At 48.4% G+C, this 15,901-nt stretch carries 15 protein-coding genes; 8 read left to right on the forward strand and 7 right to left on the reverse strand.

The window, feature by feature from the left end:
* Window positions 1–77 precede the first annotated feature (77 nt).
* On the forward strand, window positions 78–554 hold the full coding sequence (locus CWI73_RS11010; RefSeq protein ID WP_241968893.1) for a nucleoside deaminase: 477 nt from the start codon (window positions 78–80) through the stop codon (window positions 552–554).
* 69 nt (window positions 555–623) lie between these two features.
* On the forward strand, window positions 624–1,280 hold the full coding sequence (locus tag CWI73_RS11015) for an epoxyqueuosine reductase QueH (protein ID WP_053953439.1): 657 nt from the start codon (window positions 624–626) through the stop codon (window positions 1,278–1,280).
* Between the two features lie 63 nt (window positions 1,281–1,343).
* On the opposite strand, the gene CWI73_RS11020 is transcribed toward CWI73_RS11015, so the two are convergent.
* The 3 genes from CWI73_RS11020 to CWI73_RS11030 all read right to left on the reverse strand — a co-directional run bounded on the left by CWI73_RS11020 (window position 1,344) and on the right by CWI73_RS11030 (window position 5,183).
* The gene (locus CWI73_RS11020) at window positions 1,344–3,497 is read right to left on the reverse strand and encodes a TonB-dependent siderophore receptor (RefSeq protein WP_126752826.1); all 2,154 of its coding nucleotides are present in this window, start codon (window positions 3,495–3,497) and stop codon (window positions 1,344–1,346) included.
* Window positions 3,498–3,567: 70 nt separating this feature from the next.
* The gene (locus CWI73_RS11025; RefSeq protein ID WP_126752827.1) at window positions 3,568–4,038 is read right to left on the reverse strand and encodes a hypothetical protein; all 471 of its coding nucleotides are present in this window, start codon (window positions 4,036–4,038) and stop codon (window positions 3,568–3,570) included.
* Window positions 4,038–5,183 carry a PepSY-associated TM helix domain-containing protein gene (locus CWI73_RS11030; protein WP_126752828.1) on the reverse strand — a complete coding sequence of 382 codons (1,146 nt, stop codon included), beginning with the start codon at window positions 5,181–5,183 and terminating at the stop codon, window positions 4,038–4,040. Before CWI73_RS11030 ends, CWI73_RS11025 begins: the two co-directional genes overlap by 1 nt.
* A 147-nt stretch (window positions 5,184–5,330) precedes the next feature.
* Here CWI73_RS11030 and ctlX point away from each other — a divergent pair, with 147 nt between their 5' ends.
* The 5 genes from ctlX to CWI73_RS11055 all read left to right on the forward strand — a co-directional run bounded on the left by ctlX (window position 5,331) and on the right by CWI73_RS11055 (window position 8,811).
* The gene (gene ctlX, locus CWI73_RS11035; RefSeq protein WP_126752829.1) at window positions 5,331–6,254 is read left to right on the forward strand and encodes a citrulline utilization hydrolase CtlX; all 924 of its coding nucleotides are present in this window, start codon (window positions 5,331–5,333) and stop codon (window positions 6,252–6,254) included.
* 33 nt (window positions 6,255–6,287) lie between these two features.
* Window positions 6,288–7,121 (forward strand): putative RNA methyltransferase, encoded by an 834-nt coding sequence (locus CWI73_RS11040; protein WP_126752830.1) that lies wholly within the window; start codon window positions 6,288–6,290, stop codon window positions 7,119–7,121.
* A gap of 96 nt (window positions 7,122–7,217) precedes the next feature.
* Window positions 7,218–7,454, forward strand: a complete 237-nt coding sequence (locus CWI73_RS11045) for a DUF4160 domain-containing protein (RefSeq protein WP_126752831.1) — start codon at window positions 7,218–7,220, stop codon at window positions 7,452–7,454.
* A complete protein-coding gene (locus CWI73_RS11050; protein ID WP_053953435.1) occupies window positions 7,435–7,674 on the forward strand; it encodes a DUF2442 domain-containing protein in 240 nt (79 codons plus the stop codon). Before CWI73_RS11045 ends, CWI73_RS11050 begins: the two co-directional genes overlap by 20 nt.
* Before the next feature lie 3 nt (window positions 7,675–7,677).
* Window positions 7,678–8,811, forward strand: coding sequence for a GNAT family N-acetyltransferase (locus tag CWI73_RS11055; RefSeq protein ID WP_126752832.1), 1,134 nt, complete (start codon window positions 7,678–7,680; stop codon window positions 8,809–8,811).
* On the opposite strand, the gene CWI73_RS11060 is transcribed toward CWI73_RS11055, so the two are convergent.
* Complete coding sequence (locus CWI73_RS11060) at window positions 8,808–10,583, reverse strand: SLC13 family permease (RefSeq protein WP_126752833.1); 1,776 nt, start codon at window positions 10,581–10,583, stop codon at window positions 8,808–8,810. The two genes, CWI73_RS11055 and CWI73_RS11060, sit on opposite strands and share 4 nt — an antisense overlap.
* A 170-nt stretch (window positions 10,584–10,753) precedes the next feature.
* On the opposite strand from CWI73_RS11060, the gene CWI73_RS11065 reads away from it, so the two are divergent.
* Window positions 10,754–11,779, forward strand: a complete 1,026-nt coding sequence (locus CWI73_RS11065) for a Vgb family protein (RefSeq protein ID WP_126752834.1) — start codon at window positions 10,754–10,756, stop codon at window positions 11,777–11,779.
* Here the strand turns inward: CWI73_RS11065 and CWI73_RS11070 are convergent, their stop codons facing one another.
* The 3 genes from CWI73_RS11070 to CWI73_RS11080 are packed head-to-tail and all read right to left on the reverse strand — an operon-like array spanning window position 11,780 to window position 15,786.
* Window positions 11,780–12,610 carry a DUF4198 domain-containing protein gene (locus tag CWI73_RS11070; RefSeq protein ID WP_126752835.1) on the reverse strand — a complete coding sequence of 277 codons (831 nt, stop codon included), beginning with the start codon at window positions 12,608–12,610 and terminating at the stop codon, window positions 11,780–11,782.
* A 2-nt stretch (window positions 12,611–12,612) separates the two neighbouring features.
* Window positions 12,613–13,683 carry a PepSY-associated TM helix domain-containing protein gene (locus tag CWI73_RS11075; RefSeq protein WP_126752836.1) on the reverse strand — a complete coding sequence of 357 codons (1,071 nt, stop codon included), beginning with the start codon at window positions 13,681–13,683 and terminating at the stop codon, window positions 12,613–12,615.
* A gap of 3 nt (window positions 13,684–13,686) precedes the next feature.
* Window positions 13,687–15,786 (reverse strand): TonB-dependent siderophore receptor, encoded by a 2,100-nt coding sequence (locus CWI73_RS11080; RefSeq protein WP_126752837.1) that lies wholly within the window; start codon window positions 15,784–15,786, stop codon window positions 13,687–13,689.
* Window positions 15,787–15,901 lie beyond the last annotated feature (115 nt).

Consider the following 15,901-nt stretch of genomic DNA (forward strand, 5'->3'; position numbering starts at 1 on the left):
GAACGTAAAGATTGTTTAAATTTTTAACAAAAATGACACATAAGTCGATTTTTTAACCGGGTGTGGAGGAGGTAGCGTTGGCTGAAATAAATCAATATTTAATGCGCTGCATTGAGTTAGCAGAAGAGGCCTTGGCTGCGGGAGATGCCCCTTTTGGTTCGGTATTAGTCGATTCTGAAGGAGCGATATTAAAAGAAGACCGCAATAGAGTGAATACGGTTGATAAAACCTACCACCCTGAAATTGAGCTGGCGCGTTGGGCTGCGAAAAACCTCACTTTGGAACAGCGCCGGAACACAACCATGTACACATCAGGAGAGCATTGCCCGATGTGTTCTGCTGCACATGGCTGGGCGGAACTGGGAAAAGTCGTTTACATTCACTCTACTGAACAACTGACAAAATGGCATAACGAGTTTGGTATTAATGGCTCCCCTGTCAGTCAGCTGCCTATTCAGCAAGTTGCGCCAGGGGTTATGGTTGAAGGGCCGGTTGATAACCTAGTGCCTATTATGTACGAACTACATAAGGCATATGTAGAAAAGAGTGTTTAACTAACGGTAGCCTAGTTTTTGCATTCATTTCCGCTATACTCTGCTTAAATTCAGTAGTGCAGAAAAGTTATGTCCAAGAAAAAACAAGAGTCGATTGTACTCGAAACCCCAACAGGCTCCGACCACGTTCTGCTCCACTCCTGCTGTGCGCCGTGCTCTGGGGAAGTTATGGAACGTATGGCTGAAGCGGGCATCAAGTTTACGATTTTCTTCTATAACCCGAATATTCATCCCGAAAAAGAGTATTTGCTGCGTAAAGAAGAGAATATTCGTTTTGCTGAGAAGCTTGGCGTGGACTTTATTGACTGTGACTACGACACTAAGAACTGGTTTGAAAGAGTAAAAGGTCTGGAATGGGAACCGGAACGAGGTGAGCGCTGCACGGTTTGTTTTGATATGCGCTTTGAGCGCACAGCGTTATATGCGTATGAAAACGGCTTTGACACCATTACCAGTTGCTTAGGCATTTCACGCTGGAAAAATATGCAGCAAATAAATGACTGTGGTCAGCGTGCGGTTGCACGTTATCCCGGATTGCATTACTGGACGTTTAACTGGCGTAAAAAAGGCGGCTCTGCCCGTATGGTGGAAATAGCCAAGCGAGAACGTTTTTATCAGCAGGAGTATTGTGGTTGTGTTTATTCGCTTCGCGATACCAACCGCTGGCGCCTGCAGAACGGGCGGGATCGCATTAAAATTGGTGTGGAATATTATTCCGCCGACTAAAAAAGCCCCAGACGCTGGGAAGAGAGACGTCCGGGGCTACACGTGAAAGCGTTAATTTATGCTTTAGAAGTTGTAACGGAAATTCGCCATAATTGTGCGCTGTTGACCGTAAAAGCAGTCACCGCGAGCGAGACATGACGTTAAGACCGTTTTGTCGGTTAGGTTGTCGACATCTAGGCTGACGCTGTAGTTGTCCCAGTCGTAACCGATCATTGCGTCGAATACGGTGTAACTTGGAGTTTCTAGCGGGTCATTAAGTACTACACCGTTTTGCTCAACGTAAGCACTGCCATCGGACGTATTACCTACGTAGCGAACGCCTGCACCAATTTTAAAACCGCTCCAGTTTTCGGGGCGATAGGTTGCCCAAACAGATGCTTGTTGATCTGGAGTCGCAGAGAGTGTTGCCCCTTCTTCTCCAATAGTATTACTTTCACTGATGATAGCATCGGTGTATGCGTAGCTGGCGTAAACGTCCAGAGAATCCCAGGCTAGCTGAGCTTCCAGCTCAATACCTTCAATTTCCACTTCGCCAGTTTGTACCCGGCCATTAGGGTCAATAATGTCTGGGTTTGCCGCTTGTTCCGCGTTAACACTGGTCGTACGGTTTTCTTCAGTAATTTTATATACAGACGCGGTTAATAAATGCTCTGTTCCTTTTGGCTGGTATTTAACGCCAGCTTCCCATTGTTTACCTTCGCTAGGAACAAAAGCTTTACCAAAAGCGTCAGTACCTAATATCGGAGAAAATGACTCGCTATAGCTAATGTAAGGAGAAACGCCACCGTCCATTAAATACATAAAGCCTAAACGACCGGTGGTGGCGTATTGATCCGTTGAGTCTGACATTTCAGGATTCGTTGTTGCGCGATCTCTACGCATGGCAGCGGAGACGAGCCATTTCTCTGCTATGCGCATGTTGTCCTGAACATAAACGCCAAGCTGATAGGTTGTGCTTGAAGGCGCGTCTGAGAGATCGGCCTCTGTGGGTAAGCCTGTTGCCTGACCGTACACAGGGTTATATAAATCGAGTGTATTCATTTCGCCAGAGGCTCTATCATTATCCGTATAGGCGTCCTGGAAGTCGATACCGAAAACTAAGTCGTGTTCTATGGCACCTGTGATTAAGGAACCATGCAATTGTAAGTCTGTTGTCCATGCTCTGGCATCAGCTCGAGACAAGGACGATACACGATTGACCGTGCGGTTGTCTTCGGCAAAAACAGGCGGCCAACCGTACATTGTATTGTAGTCAGCGTGACTGTCACTGTATCGGGTTGCTAAACGCAGACTCCAGTCCAGATTAATATCATGCTCAACGATAGCCGTTAGCGCGTCTTGTTCTGTATCGTATTTATCAAAACCTGGCTCTGACACAAAAGTGGAGCTATCAATTTGGCCAAATTCGTTTGGTAATAAGGTTCCTTGCCATGGAAAAAACTGGGTGCTGGAACCAGATTCATTTCTCTGGATGTTTCCAATTAAGGTGATTTTCGTATCTTCTGACGCATGCCAACTCAGAGATGGGTTCAAAACCAAGCTGTTGTCAGGGACATAATCCGTTTGCGTATCACTGTCCCTGTATAAACCGATAAAGCGGCCCGTTAGGGAAGCGTCCTGGTTTAAAGCCCCGGTTATGTCGCCCGCAACTTGCTTGCGGGAGTAATTACCAAGCTGAGCCCAAAATTCCCCCTGAGTCTCGGCTTGAGGACGCTTGCTGACTAGGTTAATAATGCCGCCGGTTGAGCCTTGCCCATATAAGACAGAGCTTGGTCCTTTAAGAATTTCAATTTGTCCAAGTGAGTAGGGGTTTACTCGAACGTTATTGTAATAGCCAAACAGTGATTTAAGGCCATCTAGGTACTGAACGGGTGCTACTCCGCGAATTTGAGCCCAATCGCCACGAGTATCAACGCCATAGGGACCATTGTACAAGCCAGCTACGTAACCGATAGCGTCTTGAACAGTAACGGCACCTAAGTCTTCTATACGTGTTTCCGTTAACACAGAGACGGATAAAGGCGTTTCAATTATGGGAGTGTCTGACTTTGAGCCGGTCGCACTGACGTAAGAGATCAAACCACGAGAGCTTACCTCGATGGTTTCCATCATTTCTTCTTTTTCTTTTCGGGTTTGCTGAGGCTCTTCAGCCAAAGCTGCTGTGCTGGTTAGAGCGGCCAAAACGCTGACCGCTAATAGAGACTTCTGGATTTTCATAACTCCCCTCAAAATCACAAGCGTTTATGTTGAGGTGGATCCTAAATGAAAATGATTCGTATTTAAAGTGTTATTTTAGCCAATTTTCGGGAATCTTCCATGAAGCCTTGTGGACACTGCCATCCCAGGTCTGCAAAGTGACCCAAACGCGGTGCTCTGGCTTGTAGTTTTGTGGCGCAATAGCGTGTACATGCTGCAGGAGTTCGCTGCCATGCAAAATGCCAACGTCGTCACTTTCAAGCGTGTCTAGGGGTACGGGCTCTTCACCAATATTCACATACCCCTGACGAATGTCGCTGACGTTGCCCTCATTAACATAAGCGGAAAAGTCCTTTACCCAGTCTTCGTGGTGGGCGTACGGCGCTTCGTTATTTAACGGCTGTATTGCAACCTCGAAAGGCCCTACCGATTTTTCTTCCCATACGTTCGGGAATTCCGGCGGTTGGAGTTGCTCGTACAAAAAGTAAAAAGGCAGAATGAGAATTAAGCCACTCAGCTTAAACTTATTACGATTCCAAAATGTATTCTTACGGCGCGCCATTAGTTTGCTCCCTCACTTTGCAGAGACTCTCGCAGTGGTGTCTTCTTTTCTTTTGCGGCTTTTACGGTTCGCGAGCCCCAAATCAAGAAACCGGTAATGGACATGCCGGACAGTATCAGCCCGAAAATGAACCAAATGGCTTTAGTCCAAATACCACCAATAGTCCCGTAGTGAAGTGGGTCAACAATATGCTGAATGGTCTGTAATGCACCCATGGTTTCGGGGGTCGTTTCGCTTGCTATCTCGCCGGTCCATGGGTTTATGTTGACGCGGTAAGAGTAGTCATCGAAGAACACTGTGTCGCCGCCGCCGATAATTTTGAACATGTCGCGATTATGCTCCGGCATCATAATGTAGCTTGGGCGGAACTCCGGAAAACGCTCTTCGGTTGTTTTCATAGCGTCAGCAAAGGTTACTGGCGGTTCAGCTTTCTCGCCAAGTGGTATGTCAGAAGTTTCCACTAACGGCGGATGAGCCTCAATATCTATGTCGGCGTGCCACATAACCTGCTGAGTAAAGTACCAAAGGCCGGTTAGGCTCATGACAATAAGGAACCAAATTGACCATGCTCCGCCGTGTTTGTGCAAGTCGGTAAGCAATGTCTTTTTGCCTTGTTTCGCACGGATCTTCGGTTGTGTATAAGCGCGCCAAAAGCGCTTATAAATAACAAGCCCAGTAACCAAAGCGCCAATCATTACAAATGACATGGCGGAAACTAGGTAGTAACCCACGCTGTAGCTGCTTTGCCATGGGAATAACAGCCAACCGTGCAGTGAACGCATGAAGTTAATAAAGGTAATGCCTTGGTTAACTTCCTGAATCTCACCAGTGTATTGGTTTACATAAGCAATGCCCGATGGAATGGTCTCGGTCGAAAAAATAACGGCATTAATGAGATAAGGCTCAAAGGTCATGACCGTTGTAATGTTGGCTGACGGATATGCGTTCTGCACCGTCGCAACTAACTCAGAAATAGGCTGAGCGGCTAAGTCATTCGGGTTAACCGCGCGCGCATTTTCGTTAAATAGCCAGGTTAATTCGTGGCTGAATACCGCTATGGTTCCTGTAATGCAGATAAAACAAAACAGGATCCAAATAGGTAATGAGCACCATCCGTGCAGTTTGAACCATTGCCGTTGAGTCATTCTTTTCTACTCTCTAAAAAACTTTCCGCAAATGATATTGCTAATAGGAACTATTATCAAATGCATTTTTATTTGAGCGTTTAATGGTTTGCTAAGACATCGGCAAATTGCTATAAATGCGCGCAAATTTTCTATGAACCCAGCTATATGAGTCAGTCTTCGAATATCGTTGTTATGGTGCGCCCGCATCACTTTGCATCGAACCCGGAAACTATGGGTGACAATGCGTTTCAGTCGCTAGCGAAAGACGGCGTTAACGTTGCTGAAGCGGCTTACAACGAAGTGACTGAAGCGGTCAGTAAGCTGCGTGAGTATGGTGTTCAGGCGCACTTATTCGAGGATGAAACCACAGAAACACCTGACTCGGTATTTCCCAACAACTGGTTCAGTACTCATGCCTCCGGCGAGCTGGTTTTATACCCTATGTATTGTGAAAACCGTCGCAAAGAGCGTCGTCCGGACATTATTGAATTTCTTCGTAATGAATATGGCTATCAACAGCTTATTGATTTAAGCGCGCAGGAAAATGACGGTGTGTTTCTGGAAGGCACAGGGTCTATTGTGTTCGACCATGAACATAAGCTAGCTTATGCCGCCCGATCTAAGCGTATGCACGAAAGTGCGCTGAAAGCGCTTTGCCTAAAACTGAATTACGAACCTGTGGCGTTCAATGCCACCAGCCGAGACGGCAAGCCGGTGTATCACACCAATGTGCTTATGGCCGTTGGTAGTGAGTTTGTCATGGCATCCGCTGAGATGATTCGTGATGACAAAGAGCGGCGCCGGTTTATGGATACGGTTGCAGCAAGTGGTAAAGAGCTGGTGCAGTTAACTGAAGATCAAATAGAGCACTTTGCAGGTAATACTCTGGAGTTAGAGGCAGATGAGCGCAAATTACTGGTTATTTCTGCAACCGCTTATAACGCTTTAAGTGCCGATCAGATCCAAAAACTGGAGAAATGGGCGACGTTAGTGCCCATCAAAGTACCGACCATCGAGCTGGGCGGCGGTTCTATTCGGTGTATGTTAGCGCAGGTTTTTGTGCCTGAATTTTGTCGCGAAACCCCGTAAACTTAAGCTTTAAAATTAATAAGAGCTTCCGCCGTGATACAACCGTTTGACCAACTCATTTGTCCCTTAGATAAACAGCCTTTGCAGCTGAATGAGCGTACGTGGTGCTGCGACAATGGTCATAGCTTTGATATTGCGAAGCAAGGTTACGTCAACTTGTTGCCGGTACAGAATAAACGCTCGAAAGACCCCGGTGACAGCAAAGCGATGGTGCAGGCAAGGCGGGAATACTTGAATAAAGGTTACTACCAGCCGCTGGCGCAGGCATTAGCTGATACAGTGTTAGCAATGGGCTCACAGGCTTTACTCGATGCGGGCTGCGGTGAAGGGTATTACTTGCGCTATCTCGTTGAACAGGCCGAGCAACAAGGTGCAGAGTTAAGTGTGGCCGCTTTGGATATTTCAAAATGGGCGGTACAGACAGCCGCAAAGCAAGATAAGCGCTTGAGCTGGATGGTAGCATCTAATAACGCGATTCCGTTGGCAGACAATAGCGTCGATACTATTTTGTGCGTGTTTGGCTTCCCTGTTGAAGCTGAGTTTAAACGGGTTTTAGAACCTGGTGGTCGATTAATTATGGTTGATCCGGCTTCTGAGCATTTAATCGAACTCAAACGAATAATTTACCCAGAAATAAAAGCAAAATCCGAACACTTACCAGTCTCTGAAAAAGGTTGGGTTTTGTCATCAGAAGAGAGAATCAGCTTTAAAGTTGAGTTGCCTGATACTGAAGCCGTACATGACCTACTCACCATGACACCACACCTCTACCGCGCCAGTAAAGAAGGCAGAGAACGGGCAGAAAAGCTACAATGCTTGACCATAACAGCTGATGTATGGGTACGTGTTTTTAGTTTAACGTCTTAGAGTCGGTAATCGACTATAAAACGTTACGCTATTCGCTGACGATATTTAGCGGCTGACTTTATATGCTTTCCTATTTTTACAGAGGGAAGCTGATGCATGCCAACAGTGCTAAGGATTGGTGCTTACCGTTTTTTCTTTTATAGTAATGAAAGTGGCGAGCCGGCGCATATTCATGTGCAACGCGAGAGTAAACTTGCGAAGTTTTGGCTTAAGCCCGTTTTGATGAGTAGCTCGGTTGGCTTTTCATCTTTTGAGCTTAGGCGAATACAGAAAATTGTCGTTCAACATAAAAAAGAGCTTCTGGAGGCTTGGGATGAATACTTTAGAAATTGATCGCCACCCTGTTGCAGTGAATGTATCTGTTACCGAAGCTGCGCTCGAAGTTGAACTGGCTGACGGACGTAAAATTTCGGCTCCCATTGTTTGGTTTCCTCGCTTGGAAGCTGCCACGGAAGAAGAACGTAATGATTGGCAATTATTAGGCAACGGCCAGGGCATCCATTGGCCACGTTTGGACGAAGATATCAGTGTGCTTGGGCTTTTAAGCACCTAACCCATGTGCGCTGTTGTTCATTCTACAATAACGTCAATACCTAAGGCGGACTGGAACGGGTTGTTCAACAGTGACTATCCGTTTACGCAATATGATTTCCTGTTGGCGCTTGAGCAGGGGGGTAGTCTTGGGCCGCAGCGTGGCTGGTTGCCCCAGTATGTTGCGGTACATGATAACAGTGACAAACTGGTCGCCATTATGCCGTGGTTTAAAAAGACGCATTCCTATGGTGAATATTTGTTTGACTGGGCGTTTGCTGAAGCCTACGAGCGTTATGGTTTTCAGTATTACCCAAAACTTATCAACGCCATACCTTTTACCCCGTGTCAGGGACCTCGTTTGGCTACTGCCGAGAGCGTTAATGCTGCTGATGTTCTACCGGTTATTGAATCGGCGTTGATGCAGGAGCACGATGTCAGCAATTTGCAATGTCTGTACGTTGAGCCGAATGTAAGCGAGGCACTGGCAGAAGAGGGCTGGTGGCAGCGCTTTGATATCCAATTCCTCTGGCAGAACCGGGGTTATAGTTCCTTTGACGACTTTCTCGGGGCTTTAGTGTCACGCAAGCGCAAGTCCATACGCAAAGAGCGGCAGAAAGTGTCGGAGCAAAATGTCGAAATGCGAACCTTGCATGGCAACGAATTAACTGCAGATTTCTGGCATCAGTTCATTGTGTTCTATCAGCGAACTTACTTAAAACGCTCAGGTCATGGTGGTTATTTAACTCCGGCGACATTTGAGCTTTGGGGTAAGTTATTGGCGGAACATATTGTCGTGTTTGCGGCTTACCGAAATGATGAAATGCTCGCAGCGTCACTGTGCTTCAAAAGTGAAAACACACTTTATGGACGCTGCTGGGGCTGTCAGGAGGAGCTTGAATTTCTGCATTTTGAGGCCTGTTATTATCGGGGCATTGACTACTGCATTAACCATAACCTTAGCTACTTTGACGCTGGCGCACAGGGCGAACATAAGCTGCACCGAGGCTTTGAGCCGGTGCTTCGTGAAGGCTTTTACCGGTTTATGCCGTCCCCTCTTAACGACGCTATTGAACAGTACTGCCGGGATGAAAGCACCGCGTTACGCGAACATCTAAAAACATTACGAACCTATTTGCCTTATAAAGACCGCGGTTAATACAGCGGCCACACCAGCAATATCATGACTAGAGCCACGGCGGCGACAATCAACGACAAGGGCAGGCCAAGTCGCCAGTAGTCACTGAAGTTATAACCGCCCGGTCCCATTACTAAAATGTTCGACTGGTGGCCTATTGGCGTCAGGAATGGAACGGCAGCACCTATAGCGACGGCCATTAAAAAGGGATCGATACTGGCGGCGAAGCTGTTCGCCATGCTTATGCCGATAGGTGCCATAAGTACGGCGGCAGCAGCGTTATTAACGATATTCGACAGCAACATGGTAACAACCAGCAGCAAGCCAACGGCAACAAATTCAGGCGCGCCAGAACTGATATAAAGCACCCCGTTGGCAATGGTATCGGCAGCACCGCTGCGCTCTAACGCTGAACCCAGCGGTATGGTTGCGCCCAGCAGCACAATAATAGGCCAGTCGATAGCGTCATATAGCTCTCGCAGGGGCAGAATATTGGTAACAACCATAAGCCCGGCGGCGAGCGAGAAGGCGACGGGCACCGAGAGTAACCCAAAGGCGGCTGATAAAATCGTTGCGGCAAAAATACCCAGTGGCAACATCAGTTGCTTAGAAGAGCCAATGCGCAGGCTTCGCTGAGCCAACGGGAAACAGCCAAAGCGCTGAAATACGTCATTCAATATTTCGGCGTCGCCCTGAAGTAACAGCACGTCTCCCGGTTTGAAACGAATGTTACCGAGCGCTGTCCCCAGTTTTTGACCTTCCCGCGCTACCCCAAGCACATTGATGCCGTAGCGGCTACGCAGTTTAATGTCAGCGGCCGAGCGTCCTATCAGGCGTGAGTCGTGACCAACAATACCTTCAATAACGGTAATGTCGTCTGACTTCAAAAAGCGCTCATCAATTTTCTCTTCAGCGTTGAGCTCTAAACCGGTTCCGTCAATAACGTGCTGAATGGTTTCAGCGTTAGCCTCGACAATTAACACGTCTTCCGCTCTGAGTCTTAAATACCGAGCCGGAGCCGACCATCTCTTTTCACCACGCTGCAAGGCTGCAATGACAAAGTCGTCCTCGCTGCGGTTCTCCAGCTCGTAGAGCGTTTCGCCAATAAACCCAGACTCCTTCGGAACATACAATTCGGTAAGATAACTGCTGACATCATAAAGCGATGCTGATTTCGATTTACCACTTTTCTCAGGAACCAGCCAGTGGCTTAGAAACCACATAAACAATAGGCCGGCAACGGCAATACTCAAGCCCACAGGGGTAAACTCGAAAATGCCAAAGGACTCGCCCATGGCTTCGCGTCGAATGTCCGCAATAATGATATTGGGCGGTGTACCGACCATGGTTATGGTCCCGCCGAGTAGCGAACCAAACGCCATTGGCATGAGCAGTTTAGAGGGGTTATTGCCGCTGGCACGGGCCAGTTGCAGTGCGACGGGAATCATTATGGCCATGGTACCGGTATTACTGATAAACGCTGAACAGACGGTCGTGACAGATGTGAGCGCTATCATTTGAATCCAGCGTTTGTCGCCAACTTTTTTCATGCCGGCCGCAAGAGCATCGACAACACCGGAGCGCCATAGCGCATGACTGATAATAAGAACGGCGGCGACGGTAATAACCGCAGCATTGCCGAAACCGCTGAAAACCTCAGCCGCCGGAACTAGGCCGAGAACGGCGGCCGACAGAAGCGCCATCATGGCAACCAGGTCATAACGCCATTTATCAATGACAAATAAAGCCAGCATTGCCAGCAAGATAATACCAATGAGCCATTGATCCAGCATACAAAGCCCGCCGTTTACTATTTATACAGTGAACATTGCATAAGATACGATCGGGTGCAATATTTAGATGATACGGTGGTAGCCTGATGCTATTGCATCAGGTGAGAGCTACCTTTTTAAAGTGGCACCTGACGCAATAGCGTCGGGCTACACGAGATGGAGGCATAACGATGAAGTACCTTAGTTTAGCAAGTGCAGTAGTCGTTGGCCTGGCGGGATTAAGCAGTGCGCTGGCAAACAGTGATGATCATAAAGAAACTGGATTGGCAAACGCTGACATCCAGGAATGGCAGGTGCCGTGGGAGGACTCCCGGCCTCGTGACCCTTGGGTGCATGACGGCACGGTCTGGTTTGTTGGTCAGGGAAGCCACTACGTAGCAACCTTTAATCCGGAAACAGAGGAATTCAAACGCTACGACTTGCCTGACGGTGCAGGGCCTCACACCGTTATTGTCGATGACAGGGGCGCCTGGTACGCCGGGAACCTAAAAGAACACATAGGCCTTATTGATCCAGGCACTGGCGATATTAAGCAATTTGAATTACCAGGTAGCGGCCCTAAAGACAGCCACACAATGGACTTCACCGCAGCTGGCGACATTTGGTTTACGGTTCAGGGCGGTAATCAAATCGGCTTTTTAGAGACGACTGGCGGCGAAATGATGCTGTGGGATGTACCGACAGACTCTGCAAGACCTTATGGCCTCATTGTTGAAAATGACCGACCCTGGGCGACGTTGTTTGGTACGAATAAACTCGCAACCGTCGAGAATGGCAAATTAAAAGAGTTTGAACTGGATAGAGAAAAGTCGCGACCTCGTCGCCTGGGTATGACCGATGACGGAACGCTTTGGTATGTCGATTATAACCAGGGGTATGTCGGTAGCTACGATCCGGTAACTGGCGACAACAAAGACTGGCGTGCACCTGCTGCCGGTAATTCTCGTCCATACGGTATGGCAGTTGACAAGCGCAATGACGTTTGGTTTGTCGAAACGGGTGTGCAGCCGAACCGCTTAGTGGGTTTTGACACAGAAACCCACGAATTTTCAGAGCCTATCGAGCTAGAAAGTGGCGGCGGTACCGTTCGTCACATGTTCTATGACGAAAGCACCGATTCCATTTGGTTTGGTACCGACGCCAATACGCTGGGCGTGGTCCGCTTAAGCGAACCCCCCGTTGTTACAGCCGATTAATTACATCGGCAACACTTCTAAAACGGCAACATAAGAGCCCTGGCGTTTGGTCGCTGGGGCTTTTCCGTTGTTATCCGCGTACTCAGCTTCTAACCAATACATGCCAGCTTCATCAACAGAGAAAGTGACTTCGCCTTTTTCGTTGGTTGTCAGCTTGGTTGGCTCTGAACGATCGCGATACCGTTCACCACCTTTCACCAAGACTAGCTCAGTACCTGCAGCGGCTTTGCCGTCCATCGTGAATTTAAAGGTAATGTTTTCGCCGGTGTATAAATCGTTAGGGTGCGTTACTGGCTCCAACTCTAAGCCTTTACCGGTTGGACCCAAAGTGTCATAGGTCGGCGCGCCTGACGTTACAAAAGCTTCAACTCGATGTGAGCGTTCACTGACTTCTAAGTCTTTGGCGTTCTGAGGAACTTCTTTATAGAAATCATCATTGGTTTTGCGGGAGCCACGTGGCGGCCAGTATTGACGTTCGCCGTTGTCGTCTACCCAGCGAGCCGATAATCCTGAACTGGCTGAGTACACGGTGTAAGTGCCTTCTTTTTCGAGCTCTATGTCAAAGACAGAGCGTAGTTTGCCTTTGTAACCGTTCTCTAAAGTCACTGCAGACCCGTCCGGCGCCATCGCTTCCACTCGGTCTAAGCTCAATGGGTAGTGGTCGGGATAAAAAATGCCATTTGCAATAGCCGCGTCAAAGGTGACCCATTCAGAGTCGCCGGAGACAACGGTAGCACTTGGCTTAATCCATACACGGTGTGCTTCACTGCTGGCGCTGGCGAACAGTGTTAGTACGGCAAGACTTGTCGTTATTACAGAAGATAATTTCATGCTTAAGGCTCCAGTTTTAGGGACACACGGCCAAGCTCGTGCTCACCGCGGTCTGTTATGGATATTGGGTTGTTAAGGGGTAAAGACAATGGCAGACGTAGCATTTCACGGCCGCCAAGCTCGCGGGCGGCTTCTACGTATAGGTAATATTTGCCATCACTAAGCTCAGGTAATTTACTCAGCATGGGGGTAAGGTCGACCCGCTGAATGCCTGGGCGGCGGGTTGCGCCCGAGACTCCATCTATAGGCATGTCGGTCATACGACCACTGCGGCGCCACCATTGACGCATGTCTTTCAGCCACTTTTCTCCTTCGTTATTTTCAAGGTTTACGTCATACCACACGGCAATATCGACAACACGCTGATGACGCTCGTTGGCCAGCCAAACGGCAACATAAGGTACGTGATATTCGGCAACAGACAGACGCGGAATTTCCACAGTGAGTTCATTTTCAGCGGCGTGAGCCGAACCAATAACGGCGAAAAATGGAATGATGAATCCGGCCAGGACCAGTGGCCAGGTTGATTTGCGGCCCTTACTGTATTTTTTCAAAAGCAATAACCCCGTAATAGTGAAAACAATGCTCGCGATAGCAAACACATCAATAAACAAACTCCATAAGAATCCGGTGTTCCGCGCCTTGTGCAGATCATTAAAGTAAGCGATCCAGCCGCGATCAGTGTTTTCGGAATAAAAAGCACCGCTGGCTAAATCGACACTGAACCAGCTGTCCCCGCCAGGTCGGGGCATAGCGACGTACACTTCGTAATCGCTCCACTCTATTTGGGCATTTGAACTGATGCTGTTATGTGTCTTTGTTTCGTACCAGCGGTGAAAGGAAGTTGGCAGAACGTCATTCCCTGACGCATTCACCAACCGTTCCAAGTCCTTTTGAGGGAGAGACCCTTCGTAACTTTCGATGCTAGGTGCAGACTCTATCCACCCCGCATGATTCAACGTAATACCAGTGACAGAGAACAGCAGCATGCCAATAAGACACACCGCCGAACTTATCCAGTGCCAGTCCTTTAATGACCAGCCGCGTTTGCGCGATGCGTAACGACGCGCCATGGCTTAAAACTTCACGTTGGCCGCTAAACGAAAGTTAGCGCCCTCACCAACGGTTACATTATTCATGCCTCCACCGGCCAGGTAATCGGTATCGAGCGCGTTCTCGACATTAAAACGAAATTTCACTTTGGTGTTGGCGATACGCATTTTGTACGTAGCCCCTAAGTCCACTCGTGCGTAGCTGTCTTTCACAACCTCGTTGTTGCTGTCAGCAAAGCGGTCTCCTTCGTAAAATACACCAGCGTTTACCGCAAATTGCTTATTGAACTCGTAACGAGACCATACTGACGCTGACCATTGAGGTGCGTCGCTGGGGCGCTTACCTTGCAAGTGTTCATCGCGTTCGTAGTTCGCGTCCAAATACATGGCTGAAGCCATCACAAAGAACCGATCAGTGACGGCACCCTGTGCCATCAATTCGGCACCTTTATGACGCTGTTCACCAATTTGACGGGTAATGGTTTCGTAGTCACCGAACTGCGGGTGGTCTGCGGGTAAGCTTTCAGATACCAAGGTACCTTCTTTGCTGATGTCGAATAACGCACCGGACAGCATCAAACGGTTATCGAACAGCTCCCACTTGGCGCCAATCTCCACTTGTTCAGAGGTTGTAGCATCTAACCGCATGCCATCGTTTACATCCAGCTCGTTTTGCAGACGTTCACTGCGTTGCGGTTCAAAGCCTTCCGAGTAGCTGGCGTACAGAGTAGCCCCGTGAGTAGGGTGGTAAAGCACGCCTAACTTAGGCGCGAACGATTCGCTGTTCGCGTTTTCACGATTCTGTTTGTCGTAGCGACCACCAAACGACAGCTGCCATTGCGGATTAAAGGTGACAAGGTCTTGAATATACACACCGTAATAATCGTAGTCGGAGGTTCGCATTGACGTCGCGCGGTGGTACGACAGGTCAGGACGTACGGGTTCTGCGTCACCCGGTGTATAGTTAATAGTGTCACCGCGTTCAATCAGCTGACCGTAGTAATAGTCCAAACCGTTTGCGCCAATCAGTAAACGGTGATCAACACCCAGTGCTTGAAATTCGCCGATAAAGTCGATGAACGCGGTTTTAAACTGCCAGTCGTCGTGACGATCGTAAGGTTTTGAGGCATAGCTGTCGCCTAAGACATAGTCGTCGGGCTTACGCGGTGAGGATTCAAAGCGCTGACGTTCAAAGGTTTGCTCGTTGTACGCCAGGTTCATACGCCAATGGTTGTTGAGCTGTGTTTGTATGTCTACACCCACATTTTCAACGGTAATATCGGTAAACGCCCAGGAAAAATCGTAAATGGTTTTGTCGCTGCCAATTACTTCACCGTTTTGATCCAGCCACGCACCGGTGTCCAGCCCTGCTTTATCGTTGGTTCTGTCGTAATGCACGCGTATAAGTGTGTCATCCGTCAAATCGTAATCGACAACAAGCGAGCCCAGCGCACGGTCCCGTTCACGATCGCCGTCATTCGGGTAATCACGCCAGAAATTGACGTCTTGTTTAACCAGTACTGTACGGGCTCGGAGACTTTCATCGTCAGTTAATGCGCCACTGGCGTCGGCTAAGAAGCGAGTGCTGCCACGATGATCGACATCGGCGCCAAGCATAAAGCGTGTTTTATAAGTTGGCTTTTTAGTGACCATGTTGACCAATCCACCGGGGCCCGATTGCCCGTACAAGATACTGGATGGGCCTTTGACAACCTCTACACGCTCTAGCAACTCGATGGGCTGCTGATAGTGCGACCAGTGTTGATGGCCGTCACGTAAATAACCGGTGGACGAGCTGAGTGAAAACCCGCGCAAGTTAAAGGTTTCGCGGTTACGTTGTTTAGAACCGGCGGTTAAGGAGGCATCGTTGGTGAGCACTTCACCCAGAGTGGTGGTGAGCTGTTCATCCATAATGGTTTTGGGGATCACGGTGATGGTTTGTGGCACCTCGAGCAGCGACGTGTCCATGCGGTTAGCGCCACTGGCGTCACCTGTTTTGTAATCATTAAAGTACGTTCCTTTGACCTGGATTCGCTCCATTGCTTTGTCTGAATGCTCATCAGCGAGTACCATTTGACTGGTTAGTGCAATTGCAACGGCAGAGGCCGCCAGAGAATACTTCATTTTCGTAATCCTTTTTTTGGTTTCCAATTCAATTTGCGGTATTCTATATGAAAATTATTCGCATTCGCAATTTAAGTTAAGTTAACAAAGTTTTCAGTTTTTGTTTTCAGGAGCA

The sequence above is a fragment of the Idiomarina piscisalsi genome (assembly GCF_003987095.1).
Lineage (GTDB): Bacteria > Pseudomonadota > Gammaproteobacteria > Enterobacterales > Alteromonadaceae > Idiomarina > Idiomarina piscisalsi.